Here is a 15,691-nt window from a genome sequence, read left to right as displayed (position 1 = left end):
ACTCACCCCCTACCAGCTTCAGAGCGGCTCACCATTTGACCGTCCTCAATACGGATCACTCTGTCAGCGGTTTGGGCAATCCCTTCGTTATGGGTGATCATTACGATGGTTTGATTGAATTTCTGACTCATTTGTTTCATGAGAATGAGCACCTCTTGGCTTGTCTTGCTATCCAGATTTCCCGTAGGTTCATCCGCTAAAATAATCGAAGGCTTCGTAGCTAAGGCTCTGGCGATCGCCACTCTCTGCTGCTGTCCCCCGGACAAATTGGCTGGGAGATTATTCACCTTCTCCTTAAGTCCTAGTGTCTCAATGACCTGATCCACATAGCCTTTGTCCACTTTCGCACCATCCAGCTCAATCGGAAGCACAATATTCTCATAAACGTTAAGGATAGGAATCAGATTGTAACTCTGGAATATAAAGCCTACGGATCTTCGTCTGAAAATCGTCAGCTTGTCGTCATTCATGTCCAAGATATCGTTGCCGTCCACGTAAACCTTTCCTTCTGTCGCCCGATCCAACCCACCGAGCATGTGGAGGAGCGTACTTTTTCCACTTCCACTTGTACCAACGATGGCAACAAACTCCCCCTTCTCTACCGTTAACGAAATACCATCTAGCGCTTTCACAACATGAACACCTTGACCATAATACTTCTTTAAATCTTGTATTTGTAAGATCGGCATAATACTTCAGATCATCTCCCTATAACAAAAATAGCTTGTACCTCTAAGTACAAACTAAATCTATCAAATCAATCTAACATTCCCATGTCTGAAATATAACAGTGTTGACACAATCAGATGCTATGCTAACTATGATCGGAGCAAATATATTGAAAAGGTCGACCCCTTTCCCATGATGGAAGAAGCCATGACATATCCTCCCTGAGTGGTTATGATTTCTCTAGCAAGAAATAGCCCAATCCCCACACCCTCGTATTCCCTTGTAGCCTTACATCTGTAGAAACGTTTGAATATGTCATTAAGCTCACACTCATCTATTCCGATCCCTGTGTCCATAATATCCAATCGGATGAACATCTCATTCGCTTGTCCTGATATATGTATTGTCCCCTCTGGTTCACTGTACTTTACTGCGTTCTCCATGATGTTGAACAGAGCTTCGCTTGTCCATTTCATATCCTGTCTAGCTTGAATTGTATGATCACAGTCAATTGTTATTTCAATATTCTTTGCTTGCGCTCGACTATACACCTGTGCCACAGCCTTAGTAATACTCTCGATGACAGGGCACATGGAGGCATGAATCGAAATGATTCCCGTCTCTAACCTAGACATTTTGATGAGCGACTGAATCAGCCAATCTAACTTGTCCGATTGTGACTTAATCTGTGTTATATATTCCCGAATATTATCGTCCAATTGGTTGTTTTCGGCCAGAAGTTGACTGTACATCACGATATTCGATAAGGGGATCTTCGTCTGATGAGAGATATCGGATATTAACTCTTTGATCTTATTCTTCTCAGCTACAACTTTTTTATCATGCATTGTAGAGGAATCAATGTAACGGAGTAATTTATTTTCCATGGATGAAATACTGGTCTCCGCATAACCCGTGACTCGATCATGGCCCGCTATAGCTCCGTCAATCACATCGTCAAGTGTCCGAATCACCCTACCAATTTTGTGTTTGAGTATCCACACGGAGGCTCCTCCAGTTAGTAATACGACGACGATGAACACACATGATATCCAACCGATTGTATTATCAGTACCATATGTAGAGAGTACCGTACCCGTATAGCCTAACACTAGAATAGTAAAGATGAGTGTGAACCATAGGTAGACTCTGTTAAACGCTTGTTCTCCAACTTCATTCATGATCACTACCACCTGCCCATATATACCCTAGACCATAGACAGTTTTGATGTACTTAGGTGAAGATGGTTCGTCTTCAAGTTTTCCCCGTAATCTTCTAATGGTCACAGTCAACGCATTCTCATCTACGTATTCAGCTTCTTGAGTCCAAATCTTATCCATTAACTGTTCTCGTGTTAGAATATTACCCTTATTCATCACAAGGATCTTCAATAACTTCTGCTCGGTCTTACTCAGGACCACAGCTTGGTTAGACTTGCGAAAATCCATATTTCCGAAATCAAATGTCATATGATCAATGGTCAATTTATCTATGCCATGTTGATCCGATCTTCTCAATACGGCCATGACTCGGGCTCTGAGTACCATTAAGCTAAACGGTTTGGTAATGTAGTCGTCCCCCCCAAGTTCAAAGCCCGTCACAATATCACATTCCATATCATTAGCAGTCAAAAATATGATGGGAACCTTCGATTCTCTTCGCAATTTCTCGCAGAAATCCAAGCCACTCCCATCCGGAAGATTCACATCGAGTATGATCAAATCGATCCCACCCGCAGAAAATAATGTCTCAGCCTCAGTCAAATTATGAGCTTGTTTAATCCTAACACCCTCCTGAGCAAGTGTGAGCGCAATTCCCTTATTCAGACTAATATCGTCCTCTACTACAAGTAATGTTGTATCCATATGATTACTCCTCGAAAAAAACTATTTATATTTACCATATCACGATTTTCTACATATTTCCCCAGAATCTTTTTTCAAAAAACGGCTCAAAACCAAAACCAGTGCTTGACGAAATAATCCAAGGTTGAAAATAGAAAAACATCTGCTAATCCTGTAAGGTTGTAAGTCCTACCAAACAACAAAGGAATAAGCAGATACAGACTAAGTATATCAATGAAATCAAAGATCCAATTGAAGCACTTGAAATTTATCGTAACAAGGATCTTGTTGAGAATGCATTCAAGAGCGCTTGAACCTACGTCGCTTATCCGTTTCATCTGATGCAAGTCTGGATGGCAAACTATTTGTAGAATTTATTACACTTCTTTTCCTTTCTTATCTGAAAAGGAGTATGTAGGATCATGATTTATAAAAAAAGTATACCATGCAAGGACTTCTTGATGAGTTTGATATCATTGAGTACTTTGAACAACCTGAATCCCTCGTTCATTGTAATAATGATATAACGGAAACCAGTAGTGAACAGACAGTATTTACCTAGCTCCATTCCTCGATAATTAAAGGTACGTGCAACATGATTAACTTTTGCAATGTCCGTTCCGATTACCAGTGTTTTCTCTGTAATTCTCTCAATCCATTAATTTTTCTTTCCAGATCCATTATTGAGTCCCTTCGTTATTATGTATCGTGTTTTGGTCGACCGAAACCTAGTTTACAGAGAGACTCATTTTTCTTCGAACCTTAAATTTGTTTCTCCACAGGAATACTTTCTTATATTTTAAAAAGAGTCCCTCCAAATGGAGGGACCTTCTATATTTTCTGAGTAACCTAAAGTTAAACTGTAAATCGTGACAAAGTCTCTTTCAGTTCGCTTGAGACATTCTCCAATTTACCGGATAACTGTACCAATTGATTACCGATACTTTGTTGTTCGTTACTGAGCGAAGCGACTTCCTCAGAAGTTGCAGAAGATTCTTCAGCAACAGCACTTACATTCGACATCGCATCTGACAAGACTGATTGTGTCTTGCTCAATCCTTCAATCGACTGTGTTACCGAATCTAATCGCTGAATGAAATCACCCATTTGCCCTTGTACGGATACAAAGATATCATTGGTTTCCTTTACAGCCGTCATCTGGTGTTGAAATAGCGGATATGCTTCTGATAGCGCATCTACTGTTTCATTCATTTCACCCATTATTCGATCCGTAATCTGACCTACCATATCAATAGACTTCCTTGATTGATCTGCCAATTGTCGTATCTCATCCGCAACCACCATAAATCCTTTTCCAGCTGCGCCAGCACGAGCAGCCTCAATCGTCGCGTTCAATGATAGGATATTGGTCTGTTTCGTTACGTTTTGTAGCACCTCAAGCACCTTATTAACAGATAATGTAGTTTCCTTAAGACCATCTACCTTCTTCATTAAGGAACCAACCATATTCTCCGTCTGATGTGTCTGATCCAATAGGTCATTTAGTTGATTCGTACCTAACTCACTGGAATTTTCAACATCACGGGCAGCTTTCCCCATTTCATTGTTTGCATCAATTACCGTTTGCATCTGTTGCGAGATATGCTCTGTTAGCTCATTACCTCGCTCTGCTTCTGTTGCAAGACTACTGGCACCATTAGCAATTTCCTCCGTTGCAACAGCGATCTCACGCGCGGATAAAGCCGTCTTATTAGATGCATCTGATAGTTCACTAGCTGTATCCAGAACATCCTGCGCCGTAGTATTCGTCTGATTCACTAGGTTAGTGATTTGCTCCATCATAATATTAAAACTTCCTGCAAGTCCCCCAATTTCATCATTGGATACATATTTGGAACGAACTTGAAGATTGCCCTTAGACCCTTCCATCAATAGGTTTCTCAGATTGACAAGCGGACGAGCAATCATGCGAACCAACAATAATCCTATCAGAATAGCGATGATAGCAACCCCAACTGCAGCCCAGATTGTAAAGGTAAGGATACCTCTAGCATCTTTTACTAGCTCTGAAGTGGGTATAGCCCCTATTACTTTCCAGTCCACTGTCTTAAGTGTATTGTACACAGCAAGAACTTTGTTGCCACTCTTATCTGTAGCATTCAGGTCACCGGATGGTTCTTCTTGATCGACCATAAACGTAAACTCAGTCTTGTTGCCTGCCTCTCCGGCCACACTTGAAGCAACAACCTGACCATCGGTAGTAACGATCTCTAACTTACTACCAGTACCCAGATTAACGCCTCTCAATTGTTCTTCTAGTACATCCTGTTTAAATTCCATCACAAGTACAAATATTTGGGACCTACCTGTCAAACTTTTAAGCGAGCGTACAAATTTAAAGCTAGGTTCTCCTTTTTCACCTGCTTCTGTTGGTATCCACATAGTCCCGTTCTGATCTTTTATTAAGTTGAACCAATCCTGTGAACGTACCGTATCTAAATCCGTGGAAATAGCTCCGTTTGTAATCGGTTTGATTTCCTCATCGTGCGGAACAATAAAGACGCCATTGATCGCATTGTTTGTATTAACTTGACTACCCAATTTCCCGTTAATCTTGCTAACAGTATCAAATAACTCATAATCTGAAATTCCAGGTTCCGTTAGCCCTCCAATATATTGCTGCATTTCAGTATCAAAAAACAATTGCATTGAAATATCTTCATATTGTTTTAGAATAATATCTAGTTTCTCAGATGTTTGAATAATCGTCTGTTTGTTAGCATTCGCCGCGGTATTCTCAATCGTATTCTTGGCCTTTATGTAAGACATAATTCCTACAAGTAAAACAAACGTAACTATTGCTGTGAAAAATATAAGAAATAACTTAACACCGACTGATCTTGAAGGATTGAATTTTCTTAATAGTTTCCATACTTTATTATTGCTCTTCAGTTCACTTGAATTATTATCCTTATTTCGAGTTCCTTCTATCTCCTCCCCCATCTTTGCTGCTTTTCCTGTCGATTTCCGAAATAGTTTCTTCTTCTCATCCTTACCCATGTTTCTTCACCTACCAGTAAATTATGCATAACGTATCCCATATAATGAAAGCGCTATGATTGCTATTATACTAGTAATTCGACAATATGTTCAATTATCCTCTTCTAAAAAAGGAATTTAAAAAAACTGACGATTGCTTCATCGTCAGTTCATTTAATATTTATTATCTTTTAATTCGCATCATATCATAATAAGTAATTGGCTGATCAACCTTTAATGTAATACGTTGTAATGGATGACGCGCTGCATCTAACTCGTTACCATTCTCATCCCAAATTTTACCTACCACTTGTTTAAAAAATCTTCCACCAGGTCCAAAGAACTCTATCTCTTGTCCAGGCTTGAAATGATTGCGCTGTTGAATAATGGCCATTCCATTCTCGGCATTATATTCTAGCACTAAGCCTGCAAAGTCATACGGAGTAGCCTTTTCTTCCGGCTCGTAGATGTGATCTTCGTGATCAGGAGTATCATAGAAAAATCCAGTATTCAATGGACGGTTTGCGGCTTTATTAATCTCCTCCACCCATTCAGGCTTCAATACATAATTTTCTGGATCTGCCATGTAAGAATCGATAGCTATGCGATAAGCATTCACTACAGTAGCTACATAATGCAATGATTTCATGCGTCCTTCAATTTTGAAGCTGTCAATACCCACTTCGATAAGTTCAGGTATGCTCTCTAGCATACATAGATCTTTAGATCCCATGGTGAAGGAATTATCTTCCGGTTGGAACAGCGGAAGCTGTGCTACATTAGGTTTCTTTGATTCTAAGTTTGCTTGATCCTCGATATTCTCTTCGGATACCCACCCTTCATTCATGGGTCCATCTTCGAATAAATCATAACTCCAACGACATGACTGACAACAGCCCCCACGATTCGAGTCTCGGTCAGTGAAATGATTTGAGAGCACGCAACGTCCAGAATAAGAAGAACACATAGCACCATGGATAAAAGCTTCAATTTCAATATCGACATGCTCTTTAATTTCAGCGATCTCCTTCAGGCTGACTTCACGACCTAATACAACCCGAGGCAGCCCCTCTTCCTTCCAAAACTTCACCGCTTGCCAATTCAGTGTTGACTGCTGTGTACTTAAATGTACTTCTATTTCAGGTACAATCCTCTGTGCAATTTCAATAATAGCAGGATCAGCTGTAATAATTGCTGCAATACCCGCTTCATGGAGCTTACGCAAATACTGTTCAATACCTTCTAAATCTTCGTTATGTGCATAAATATTAGTCGCAACAAACACCTTAGCTCCATATTTCTGAGCAAACTCCACACCTTCACGCATTTCTTCAAAACTAAAGTTATCCGCATTCGATCGTAACCCATAGCTTTGTCCACCAATATAGACTGCATCCGCTCCATAGTGAATGGCAAACTTCAACTTCTCCAAATTACCTGCTGGTGCCAGAAGCTCTGGTTTAGCTAGACGATTTCGCTTACCTTTGTACATCGGTTGATTCTTTACTTCCATTTGTGTACCACCTCACATATAACTTTAATCAATATACTTGTTCTTTATAAAAGAATCCAAACGTCAACTCTCGCTCTGGATCTTGAACCTTACGAATATTGTCCATAAATTGATCTTGGAATCGATAACCTTCTGGATTGGCTACATACTCATCGATCACTTGTCTGAATGTTCTCACAACCGCCTCGTTATAAGCCAAGGGCTTTAGCAATCCTTCAATTTTAAAGGTATTCACACCCGCTTCGATAAGCAAATGTAAATCCTCCAGTATACAAATGTCATCCGAACTCATAATATGAGTTCCATTCACATCTTCATAAATAGGATACTTCTCACCCGGACGATCTGCTTCTAAAAGAAACAGTCCACGTTCTTTACCCAAGCTACCGCCATCCGTTGGTCTACCTTGATGCAACATATAGCTTCCAACTAAGCTCCGCTTAGAATGGTAAATATTTGTCATTCCGTGCACCTGAACCTGCGATTCCATGTCCAGATGACCCTTCATTCCTGTGATTTCTTCCATGTTGAGCTCTCTAGCAAATACTGCTCGAGTTGCACCTCTACGTCCCCAATAGTTCGCTGTCGCATAATTTGTTGTTGTCATCTCTGCATTCCAATGAAGTTTTAACTGGGGTGCGTTCTCTTGAATAGCGAACAACACAGCAGGATCATTAAATTCAACGGCATCCACACCCGCTTCTCCTAATGCCTTAACATAATCAGTTAAGGAAGCTATGATATCATTTGTTATTAGATTATGGAGACTTACATATACTCTGACTTGATAAGCATGTGCCTGCTTTACAGCCGCTTGAATTTCTTCTATTGAGAAACTACCTGCAAGTCTCATCCCAAAAGTATCATTTCCTATCAATAAAGCATCGGCTCCTGCATTGATCAAAGGAATGATATCTTCCAACGATCCTGCAGTTACCAGAAGTTCTGGTTTTTTAACCATATTTTGCACCTCTTTTATTGTGACATACTTTTACTTTTTTCAATATTACTTAAATGTTCTTTATATGTTGTAGCAAATAAATGTTCTTGTGATCCATCTTTCTTGGTCACATAGAAGAAATACTCAGAAGATTCCGGATAAAGTGCGGCTTCAATAGAAGCAAGACTTGGACTGCAAATAGGTCCTGGTGGAAGTCCTTCAATTAAATACGTATTATAGGGACTTTTAACCTCTAAATCTTTATAATAAAGACGTTCTTTAGGTTCATCTAGCGCATATTGAACAGTCGCATCAATCTCCAACTTCTGTCCTTTATTCAATCGATTGTAGATAACACCCGCAACGAGTGAGCGCTCATGATCCGCAACAACTTCACGTTCCACTAGAGATGCAATGGTTAGCAATTCATGTAGCGTCAAGCCTCTTTCCTTAAGATCTTGCTCCCAATTATTTATAGTATTCAGCTTTTTCAGCAGTTGAGTTGTCATTGTCTTAATAATATCCGCTTCTGTAATTCCTTTTTTCAATTCATAGGTTTCTGGGAATAGATATCCTTCTAATGCATGCTTCATTTCTGAATTTGTCGATATCATATCTATAATTGCTGTGTCAGCACTTGATGACTGGTTAGCAAGTTGTAACAATGCTTCTCCATCTATAATTCCCTCTTTATCAAGCTTATCCGCCAACTGTTCGACGGTATATCCTTCAGGAATTGTGAATCGAACCATCTCTTCTTTCACCACATCACCATTGTTGAACATCGCTATTAAATCATCATTTGAGGTTCCTGGGGTGATCACGTAATTTCCTGCTTGAAATCGACTTCCCTGCTCTTTCCATTTCAAATATGCCATAAATATTAAATCGTTCTTAATCAATGCTTTCTCTTGTAACAATTCAGCAATTTGGATCGTACCCATCCCGCGCTCAATTGTAAATTCTACAAGTTCATCAGATTTCTTAACAGGTTGCATGCCATTCCAAACATATATCGCCGCTCCACCTACGGCTAAAACTAGTAGCATAAAAATAATTCCAATGACTTTAGTTCTAGCTCCCAAAAAACCCCAGTCCCTTCACAGCCAAAAAGAGCGGACTAATCCGCCCTCTCGGCACTTCATATTGGAATAAGTTTTAAATATCGATATCCTGTGGGAAAGTCATCTCATCGTACAACTCAGCGATATTCTCCCATTCCTCATCGTCATCAATGGTAACAAGTTCTAATACCCCTTCTGCAGAAGTGACAATTTTAAGAATGTCATATTCATCGCGTTCCTCATCAACGTTAAGCAGAACAGCATAGCTTTGATCACCAACAACAAATTCAGCTGTTAGATCAAATACGGAAGTAGTACCGTCTTCATCTTCCAACTCAATCGTTTGGCCGAAAGTTTCCTTCAATCGATTACTCCAATTAGCCTGATGATTAGAGATTTCACTCATCTTATTACTCTCCTCCGTCGAGTTCAGCAACAAGCGTATTAAAGGTTTCTTCAACGATTGCCCATTCCTCGTCATTATCGATCATATATAACTTGATATCGTCCCCATCCTCGTCTTCTTCATAGCGGAATGCATAAACTTCATCCGTATCTTCATCCTCGGAATCCATGGGTACAACCATCATATACTTTGCATCAGAACCATCCACTTCGAATTTCATGATGACCTCGAACTCTTCTTCATTTCCCTCATCGTCAGGAATATAGATAATTTCCGGTTCATCTACGATATTAATATTGTCATTAGCCATTTATATCACCCTCACCTTATACTCTTAGAATCCAAATAGTTTTGCAAAATCAAACTGGCTGCCATCTTATCAACGACCTGTTTACGCTTCTTCCGACTAACATTGGCTTCAACTAACGTCCGTTCTGCCGACACTGTAGTTAACCTCTCATCCCATAAATGAACCGGCAATTTAGTGATTTCCCTTAATTGATCTGCAAAAGCTATACAGATATCACCCCGGAAACCTACTGTCCCATCCATATTCTTGGGTAAACCAACAACAATCTCAGCAATCTCATACTCACGGACCAGAACAACGATTCGCTCAAATTCAGCACCTTCACGACGACGTTCTATAACCTCAAGCCCCTGACCAGTCCAACCAAACATATCGCTAACTGCCACTCCAATTCTGCGATCCCCATAATCCAATCCCAAAATTCTCATCAAGTTCTCCTAACGGTGATTGGCTAAATAAAACCGAACCAACTCTTCAATCAATTCATCACGCTCTTTCTTTCTAACCAGGCTCCTTGCATTGTTATGGCGTGGTATATACGCGGGGTCTCCGGATAAAAGATATCCTACAATCTGATTGATTGGATGATATTCTTTCTCTACCAACGCATCATATACCGTTAGAAGAATCTCCTTCGAGGAAGCCTCTAACTCATCGCCATTCACATTGAATTTGACCGTCATATCCATCGAATCCATTCACACACCTCGCTTCTTAAAAACATGTCTAGGCATATTTTAGCGAACAACCTTTTGAATATTTGTATCTTTCTCTATCATAACATATTCAATACAGTGTAAGGAAATCCATAGATGAAAAATAGGTGATTTTTTTTAATGTCAAAGTTTTCGCTTCACCAACTTTAGTTTTTAACACTTTGACCCACTAGCTCATTTGCTAATTTTAAAGCATCATCCAATTTCCCTGCATCCTTACCCCCTGCTTGAGCCATATCAGGACGACCACCACCGCCGCCACCGCAAACAGCTGCAACCTCTTTTACCAACTTACCCGCATGAAGACCTAACTTCACTAAATCTTGAGGTACTGATACGACAAAGTTCACTTTCTCATCCATCGTTGCCCCAAGAACTAAGACGGCATTCGGAAGTTTCCCCTTCAATTCGTCAGCAAGTGATCTTAGAACATCCATGCTCCCTGCGTTGACACGAACAGCCAGAAGGTCTACCCCATTCACAGATACCACTTGGTCACTAAGTTCTCCTGCTTCTATCATGTTCAGCTTACTTTGTAGAGATTCATTCTCACGACCTAATTCCTTAAGTTGAGCGTGCATAGCATCAATACGTTTAGGAACATCATGTAGATTAGTTTTGAGCAACTCGGCTGATTGCTTCAGAATGTCAAGTTGTCCATCCATATACTGATACGCCAATCGTCCTGTAACAGCTTCAATTCGTCTTATGCCTGATCCAATCCCACTTTCACTTACTAATTTGAAAATACCGATTTGTGACGTATTATTCACATGGCAGCCTCCACACAGTTCAAGACTGTATTCTCCAACTTGCACAACTCTAACAATATCACCATATTTCTCACCGAAAAGAGCCATAGCACCTGAAGCCTTCGCCTCATCAATGGATTTGAACTCAATATCCACATCAAGGGCATTCCAGATCTGTTCATTTACACGACGCTCAATATCAATAAGCTCTTCTTGAGATATGCTACCGAAATGAGAGAAGTCAAAACGTAGTCGTTGTGTATCCACTAAGGAACCCGCTTGATTCACATGAGATCCTAACACTTCTTTTAGTGCTTTATGCAGTAAATGGGTTGCCGTATGGTTCTTCACAATGTCTGAACGTTGCTCACGATTAACCTCTGCCTTAATTGTTTCACCCACTCTTAATTCTCCATCTTCAACTAGCACACGATGAACATGTTGACCTAATGGCGCTTTAAACATTCCTTCAACTTTGGCAGTACACTTTGCTCCTCGTAAAATTCCCTGATCACTGATCTGACCGCCACTTTCCGCATAGAATGGTGTACTATCAAGTATCACCTGACATGCTTCCCCAGCTGATACACGTTCTACCAAGGCGCCATTAACGATGATTGCCATTATTTCAGACTCTGTTTGGATGTCATTATATCCAACAAAGTTACTTTTAATCGTTAGATCTCCAAGAATACCACCTTGAATTTGCATACTGCCACTATCATGTCTAGCGGCACGTGCACGTGTACGTTGTTCTTGCATCGAAGCATCAAATCCCTCTCGATCCACACTTAATCCATGCTCTAAAGCATAATCTTCCGTCAGATCGAACGGAAATCCATAAGTATCATAAAGTTTGAATGCATCCGCACCACTAATAACAGTACGCCCTTCTTTCAGCGCTTGATTACTAAGTCCCTCTAGAATAGATAGCCCATCAGATAAAGTCTCATGGAAACGCTCTTCTTCTGTAAAGATAACCTTAGCAATAAATTCCTGCTTCTCAACCACTTCAGGGTAATAAACGCCCATGACATCCCCGATGGTTTCCGTTAACGTGTACAGAAATGGCGTATCCAGACCTAACACTTTTCCATAACGAACTGCACGGCGTAGCAGACGACGAATGACATAACCTCTACCTTCATTCGAAGGTAGCACACCGTCAGCAACAGCGAATGAAACGGTACGAACATGGTCAGCGATAACTTTAAGAGCGATATCCTGCTCCACACTGTCGTTGTATTTCACTTTTGCTAAAGCTGCAGTCTGTTGAATGATCGGCTGAAATAGATCCGTGTCAAAGTTAGAATCTACATCTTGAAGAATGGATGCAAAACGCTCTAACCCCGCACCAGTATCAATATTCTTATTCGGAAGTGGCGTATAGCTACCATCTTTATTGTGATTGAATTGTGAGAAGACTAGATTCCATACTTCCAAATAACGTTCGTTCTCTCCACCCGGGTACATCTCAGGATCTGACATATCGTTTCCATAGGCTTCTCCTCGGTCATAGAAGATTTCTGTACAAGGACCACAAGGCCCCTCGCCGATATCCCAGAAGTTCTCCTCTAACTTTACAATCCGTTTCTCTGTAAGACCAATCTTCTCATGCCATAGCTTATAAGCTTCCTCATCCTCAGGATACACAGTTACTGACAAGCGTTCTGGATCAAATCCGATCCATTTCTTATCCGTTAGAAATTCCCATGCCCATGTAATAACTTCTTCTTTAAAGTAGTCCCCAATGGAGAAGTTACCCAGCATCTCAAAAAAGGTATGGTGTCTACGTGTCTTACCGACATTCTCGATGTCATTCGTCCGAATACATTTTTGAGAATTAGCAATTCGCGGATTATCCGGCTTCTCACGTCCATCGAAGTATGACTTCAATGGTGCCATTCCTGCATTAATCCACAAAAGGGATGGATCATTATGAGGAACTAGTGGAGCGCTAGGCTCAATCTTATGTCCCTTTTCCGCAAAAAACTCTAGCCATTTGGAACGAATCTCACTTGCTTTCATATCAAACGCCTCCATTATATAGGTCTATTATATCCAAGCTTTTGAACACAAAAACGCCCCTGAATATTCAGGGACGATTAACTCGCGGTACCACCCTGGTTATCGCCTTCGTACAATCCAGTTTCATAACTAACTGCTTGTCGATACTAGCGATCTCCTTTGCTACGGCTGCTAACGGGGTCCACCCGGTGAATTTGTCTCACACTCCGAAATTAGCTTTCCGCCAGGTACACATTCAGACTCTCTCAGCCTTCATGATAATCCATCATAAAGGAGTCTGTTCTCTGGGCAAGGTACATCAGCGTACTTCATTTCATCACCGATTTGTCCATTTCATTGCATATTATCAGTCAAGTATATAGAGGTCCCAAGGTTCTGTCAATCTGGATTCACACAGTCCTTCGCTTAATATAATACGTGAAGAGATGCTGGATGATCACTTTAAGAACAGCTAAAAGAGGGACTGCAATAATGAGTCCGAAGATTCCAGCCATTTCCCCTCCTACCAATAGTGCAAATATAATAAGTACAGGATGTAAATGTAGCTTCCTTCCGACAATCTGCGGGGAGATCACATTACTCTCCATCATTTGACACAACGTATTGACGACAATTACTAATAACACCATTTTCATAGATACCGTAGATGCCATTACAACCGCCGGTGCCGCTCCTAGAAAAGGTCCAAGATAAGGAACTACATTGAATACCGCGACCACACTTGCAAGCAGTAGGGCATAAGGCATACCGATAATCATATAACCGATGTAAGCAAGGACCCCAATAATAAGACAGACCATGAATTGCCCGCGGACATAACTACCTAGGGCGGTATCTATTTCTTTTAACACAACGACAATTGTCTTTCTACCTGATCGTGGTAAGTAGGATACGACCATTCTTTCAAACACATCGAAATCCTTTAATATGTAAAATATAAGAAAAGGTATTATGAATATGTTAAGTACCACATTAATCGTACTTCCAATATTGTTCATAAAATCGGAAATCCCATGTGCCAATCGATCTTCCAACTGAAAGAACCAATCCATGACACCCGCTCTAACACCAGAAGGTAGAAGATTAGAATCTAAATTGGTCACAAAGCTTTGGGCATGCATCGTCATCTCTGGTAAATGCTCATTCAATTCATCCAATTGCTCCATAAACATCGGAATCATATTCATCAGAATGACCACTAGGCAAGATATGAATACCGCATAGATTAACAGAACTGCGATTAATCGGGGTACTTTACGATTCTGAAGCATACATACGACCGGATTGAGAACATACGAGATGATCATCGCTACCACGAATGGAGCAAGAATTACTTTGATAAATTGATATGCATAGATAAATAGCGGGCGTAGTAGCCACATGAAATACACGATAATCAAACCGAGTAACACCCAAATCAACAATCGAAACCACTTATTGTGAGACATCGATTCCAAGTAATTCTCCTCCTTTCGGGCTGGACTAGCTTTAATCATAGTATATGTCGAGAACTAGAAGAATAATCTACCTCAAAGTAACAACTTGCTTATATTTCAAAAAAAACACCTCTGATTCATTGCCTATGTATAGGCAATGAATCAGGGGTGTTGATAGCTCGTCCTTCATTCAATCTTAAGAGGTTGTTCAATAAGTCACCTTTTGAACTCTCACTTTAAGAAGAAGCATGAACATGTGGAAAGTCCTGAGCGATTTCCTCACCGAAGAACAAATCGTCTAATGAACTCAATGTTCCATCTTCCTCTACTTGATAAACGGACATCTTCTCTCCGTTAACCGTCAATTCGATGAAACAGCCCCAGCAATAGAACTGGTGAGATCCAATCTTTCCAATATCTTTCGAATTGCAATTTGGACATTTCATTTATTTAATCACCTATCCGTTTACAGAATGAATAGCGTTATCCAAACACTCCTCATTCATTGGAGGTACTAGCACAGAGTTTTCCCCAATGACCATATCGGAAGTACAAGGTAGCCACTTTCGGCCTTCAATGATATCCGTGACAAAACCATCACTTATTTCCAGACCTATTATTGTATTGCCCATTTTCTGATCAAAGTAAACATCCGAGATATGTCCAAGCATGAAACCATCTACTGTTAGGACAGGTAAATCGTATAGTCTTTTCTTGCCCAGAGAATAGGTGAACTGTATATTGTCAACTTTCATCTTACGAATCGCCTGTTGATTACGAATCATCACGGCATCCTCACCATATGCAATGATATCGTCCCAAACAATCGTCTTTAACATGTTAGAGAACAATGCTTTACGTTCAAGTTCTAATCCAAGAATGGTCCAATTATGACCGATCATGAAGTCATGAATCTTCCCTATCTTCTTACCTTCCTGAATATCAAACACAGGAAGTCCTATCATCTCTTGAAGCTTCAAGGCAAGAACCTCCTCACCGGCCATCATACCTT

General features: G+C 40.4%; 15 protein-coding genes and 1 pseudogene. 1 reads left to right on the top strand and 15 read right to left on the bottom strand.

What is annotated here, in order from left to right:
* Positions 1 to 2: 2 nt before the first annotated feature.
* From AC1TO9_RS00340 to AC1TO9_RS00330, 3 genes are all read right to left on the bottom strand, one after another.
* Positions 3 to 689: an ABC transporter ATP-binding protein gene (locus tag AC1TO9_RS00340; protein ID WP_482054557.1), complete on the bottom strand. Its 687-nt coding sequence runs from the start codon at positions 687 to 689 to the stop codon at positions 3 to 5.
* Between the two features lie 129 nt (positions 690 to 818).
* Positions 819 to 1,850 carry a sensor histidine kinase gene (locus tag AC1TO9_RS00335; protein ID WP_482054556.1) on the bottom strand — a complete coding sequence of 344 codons (1,032 nt, stop codon included), beginning with the start codon at positions 1,848 to 1,850 and terminating at the stop codon, positions 819 to 821.
* A complete protein-coding gene (locus AC1TO9_RS00330; RefSeq protein WP_482054555.1) occupies positions 1,843 to 2,535 on the bottom strand; it encodes a response regulator transcription factor in 693 nt (230 codons plus the stop codon). Before AC1TO9_RS00330 ends, AC1TO9_RS00335 begins: the two co-directional genes overlap by 8 nt.
* Positions 2,536 to 2,747: 212 nt before the next feature.
* On the opposite strand from AC1TO9_RS00330, the pseudogene AC1TO9_RS00325 reads away from it, so the two are divergent.
* Positions 2,748 to 3,010 (top strand): annotated as a pseudogene (locus AC1TO9_RS00325) (IS1634 family transposase); the annotation flags it as partial.
* Between the two features lie 359 nt (positions 3,011 to 3,369).
* Here AC1TO9_RS00325 and AC1TO9_RS00320 read toward each other — a convergent pair.
* From AC1TO9_RS00320 to AC1TO9_RS00265, 12 genes are all read right to left on the bottom strand, one after another.
* Entirely contained in the window at positions 3,370 to 5,535 is a 2,166-nt protein-coding gene (locus AC1TO9_RS00320; RefSeq protein WP_482058094.1) for a methyl-accepting chemotaxis protein, read from the bottom strand.
* Positions 5,536 to 5,698: 163 nt separating this feature from the next.
* The gene (locus AC1TO9_RS00315; protein WP_482058093.1) at positions 5,699 to 7,027 is read right to left on the bottom strand and encodes a peptidase U32 family protein; all 1,329 of its coding nucleotides are present in this window, start codon (positions 7,025 to 7,027) and stop codon (positions 5,699 to 5,701) included.
* Positions 7,028 to 7,055: 28 nt separating this feature from the next.
* Positions 7,056 to 7,988, bottom strand: coding sequence for a peptidase U32 family protein (locus AC1TO9_RS00310; protein WP_482054552.1), 933 nt, complete (start codon positions 7,986 to 7,988; stop codon positions 7,056 to 7,058).
* Positions 7,989 to 8,002: 14 nt separating this feature from the next.
* Positions 8,003 to 9,052: an endolytic transglycosylase MltG gene (gene mltG, locus AC1TO9_RS00305; protein WP_482054551.1), complete on the bottom strand. Its 1,050-nt coding sequence runs from the start codon at positions 9,050 to 9,052 to the stop codon at positions 8,003 to 8,005.
* A 73-nt stretch (positions 9,053 to 9,125) separates the two neighbouring features.
* Positions 9,126 to 9,437 (bottom strand): DUF1292 domain-containing protein, encoded by a 312-nt coding sequence (locus tag AC1TO9_RS00300; RefSeq protein WP_482054550.1) that lies wholly within the window; start codon positions 9,435 to 9,437, stop codon positions 9,126 to 9,128.
* 4 nt (positions 9,438 to 9,441) lie between these two features.
* On the bottom strand, positions 9,442 to 9,747 hold the full coding sequence (locus AC1TO9_RS00295; protein WP_438347061.1) for a DUF1292 domain-containing protein: 306 nt from the start codon (positions 9,745 to 9,747) through the stop codon (positions 9,442 to 9,444).
* An 11-nt stretch (positions 9,748 to 9,758) separates the two neighbouring features.
* Positions 9,759 to 10,175 carry a Holliday junction resolvase RuvX gene (gene ruvX, locus AC1TO9_RS00290; RefSeq protein WP_482054549.1) on the bottom strand — a complete coding sequence of 139 codons (417 nt, stop codon included), beginning with the start codon at positions 10,173 to 10,175 and terminating at the stop codon, positions 9,759 to 9,761.
* 9 nt (positions 10,176 to 10,184) lie between these two features.
* Positions 10,185 to 10,445, bottom strand: a complete 261-nt coding sequence (locus AC1TO9_RS00285) for an IreB family regulatory phosphoprotein (RefSeq protein WP_438347063.1) — start codon at positions 10,443 to 10,445, stop codon at positions 10,185 to 10,187.
* Positions 10,446 to 10,609: 164 nt separating this feature from the next.
* The gene (alaS, locus tag AC1TO9_RS00280; protein ID WP_482058092.1) at positions 10,610 to 13,243 is read right to left on the bottom strand and encodes an alanine--tRNA ligase; all 2,634 of its coding nucleotides are present in this window, start codon (positions 13,241 to 13,243) and stop codon (positions 10,610 to 10,612) included.
* Between the two features lie 389 nt (positions 13,244 to 13,632).
* Positions 13,633 to 14,691: an AI-2E family transporter gene (locus tag AC1TO9_RS00275; RefSeq protein ID WP_482055217.1), complete on the bottom strand. Its 1,059-nt coding sequence runs from the start codon at positions 14,689 to 14,691 to the stop codon at positions 13,633 to 13,635.
* Between the two features lie 224 nt (positions 14,692 to 14,915).
* Positions 14,916 to 15,125, bottom strand: coding sequence for a hypothetical protein (locus tag AC1TO9_RS00270; protein WP_482054547.1), 210 nt, complete (start codon positions 15,123 to 15,125; stop codon positions 14,916 to 14,918).
* Positions 15,126 to 15,137: 12 nt separating this feature from the next.
* Positions 15,138 to 15,659, bottom strand: coding sequence for a PRC-barrel domain-containing protein (locus tag AC1TO9_RS00265; RefSeq protein WP_482054546.1), 522 nt, complete (start codon positions 15,657 to 15,659; stop codon positions 15,138 to 15,140).
* Between the last annotated feature and the right edge of the window lie 32 nt (positions 15,660 to 15,691).

The organism is Paenibacillus sp. Y916 (assembly GCF_056786435.1).
The sequence above is the reverse complement of the archived record's forward strand: the minus strand, read 5'-3'. Positions and strand labels throughout refer to the sequence as shown.

What these genes read in the sequence shown, in the direction of transcription:
- AC1TO9_RS00295 (WP_438347061.1), bottom strand. Translation starts at nt 9,747, where the DNA reads ATGGCTAATGACAATATTAATATCGTAGATGAACCGGAAATTATCTAT.
- AC1TO9_RS00300 (WP_482054550.1), bottom strand. Translation starts at nt 9,437, where the DNA reads ATGAGTGAAATCTCTAATCATCAGGCTAATTGGAGTAATCGATTGAAG.
- AC1TO9_RS00310 (WP_482054552.1), bottom strand. Translation starts at nt 7,988, where the DNA reads ATGGTTAAAAAACCAGAACTTCTGGTAACTGCAGGATCGTTGGAAGAT.
- AC1TO9_RS00335 (WP_482054556.1), bottom strand. Translation starts at nt 1,850, where the DNA reads ATGAATGAAGTTGGAGAACAAGCGTTTAACAGAGTCTACCTATGGTTC.
- alaS (WP_482058092.1), bottom strand. Translation starts at nt 13,243, where the DNA reads ATGAAAGCAAGTGAGATTCGTTCCAAATGGCTAGAGTTTTTTGCGGAA.
- AC1TO9_RS00320 (WP_482058094.1), bottom strand. Translation starts at nt 5,535, where the DNA reads ATGGGTAAGGATGAGAAGAAGAAACTATTTCGGAAATCGACAGGAAAA.
- AC1TO9_RS00285 (WP_438347063.1), bottom strand. Translation starts at nt 10,445, where the DNA reads ATGGATTCGATGGATATGACGGTCAAATTCAATGTGAATGGCGATGAG.
- AC1TO9_RS00315 (WP_482058093.1), bottom strand. Translation starts at nt 7,027, where the DNA reads ATGGAAGTAAAGAATCAACCGATGTACAAAGGTAAGCGAAATCGTCTA.
- ruvX (WP_482054549.1), bottom strand. Translation starts at nt 10,175, where the DNA reads ATGAGAATTTTGGGATTGGATTATGGGGATCGCAGAATTGGAGTGGCA.
- AC1TO9_RS00340 (WP_482054557.1), bottom strand. Translation starts at nt 689, where the DNA reads ATGCCGATCTTACAAATACAAGATTTAAAGAAGTATTATGGTCAAGGT.
- AC1TO9_RS00275 (WP_482055217.1), bottom strand. Translation starts at nt 14,691, where the DNA reads ATGTCTCACAATAAGTGGTTTCGATTGTTGATTTGGGTGTTACTCGGT.
- AC1TO9_RS00270 (WP_482054547.1), bottom strand. Translation starts at nt 15,125, where the DNA reads ATGAAATGTCCAAATTGCAATTCGAAAGATATTGGAAAGATTGGATCT.
- AC1TO9_RS00330 (WP_482054555.1), bottom strand. Translation starts at nt 2,535, where the DNA reads ATGGATACAACATTACTTGTAGTAGAGGACGATATTAGTCTGAATAAG.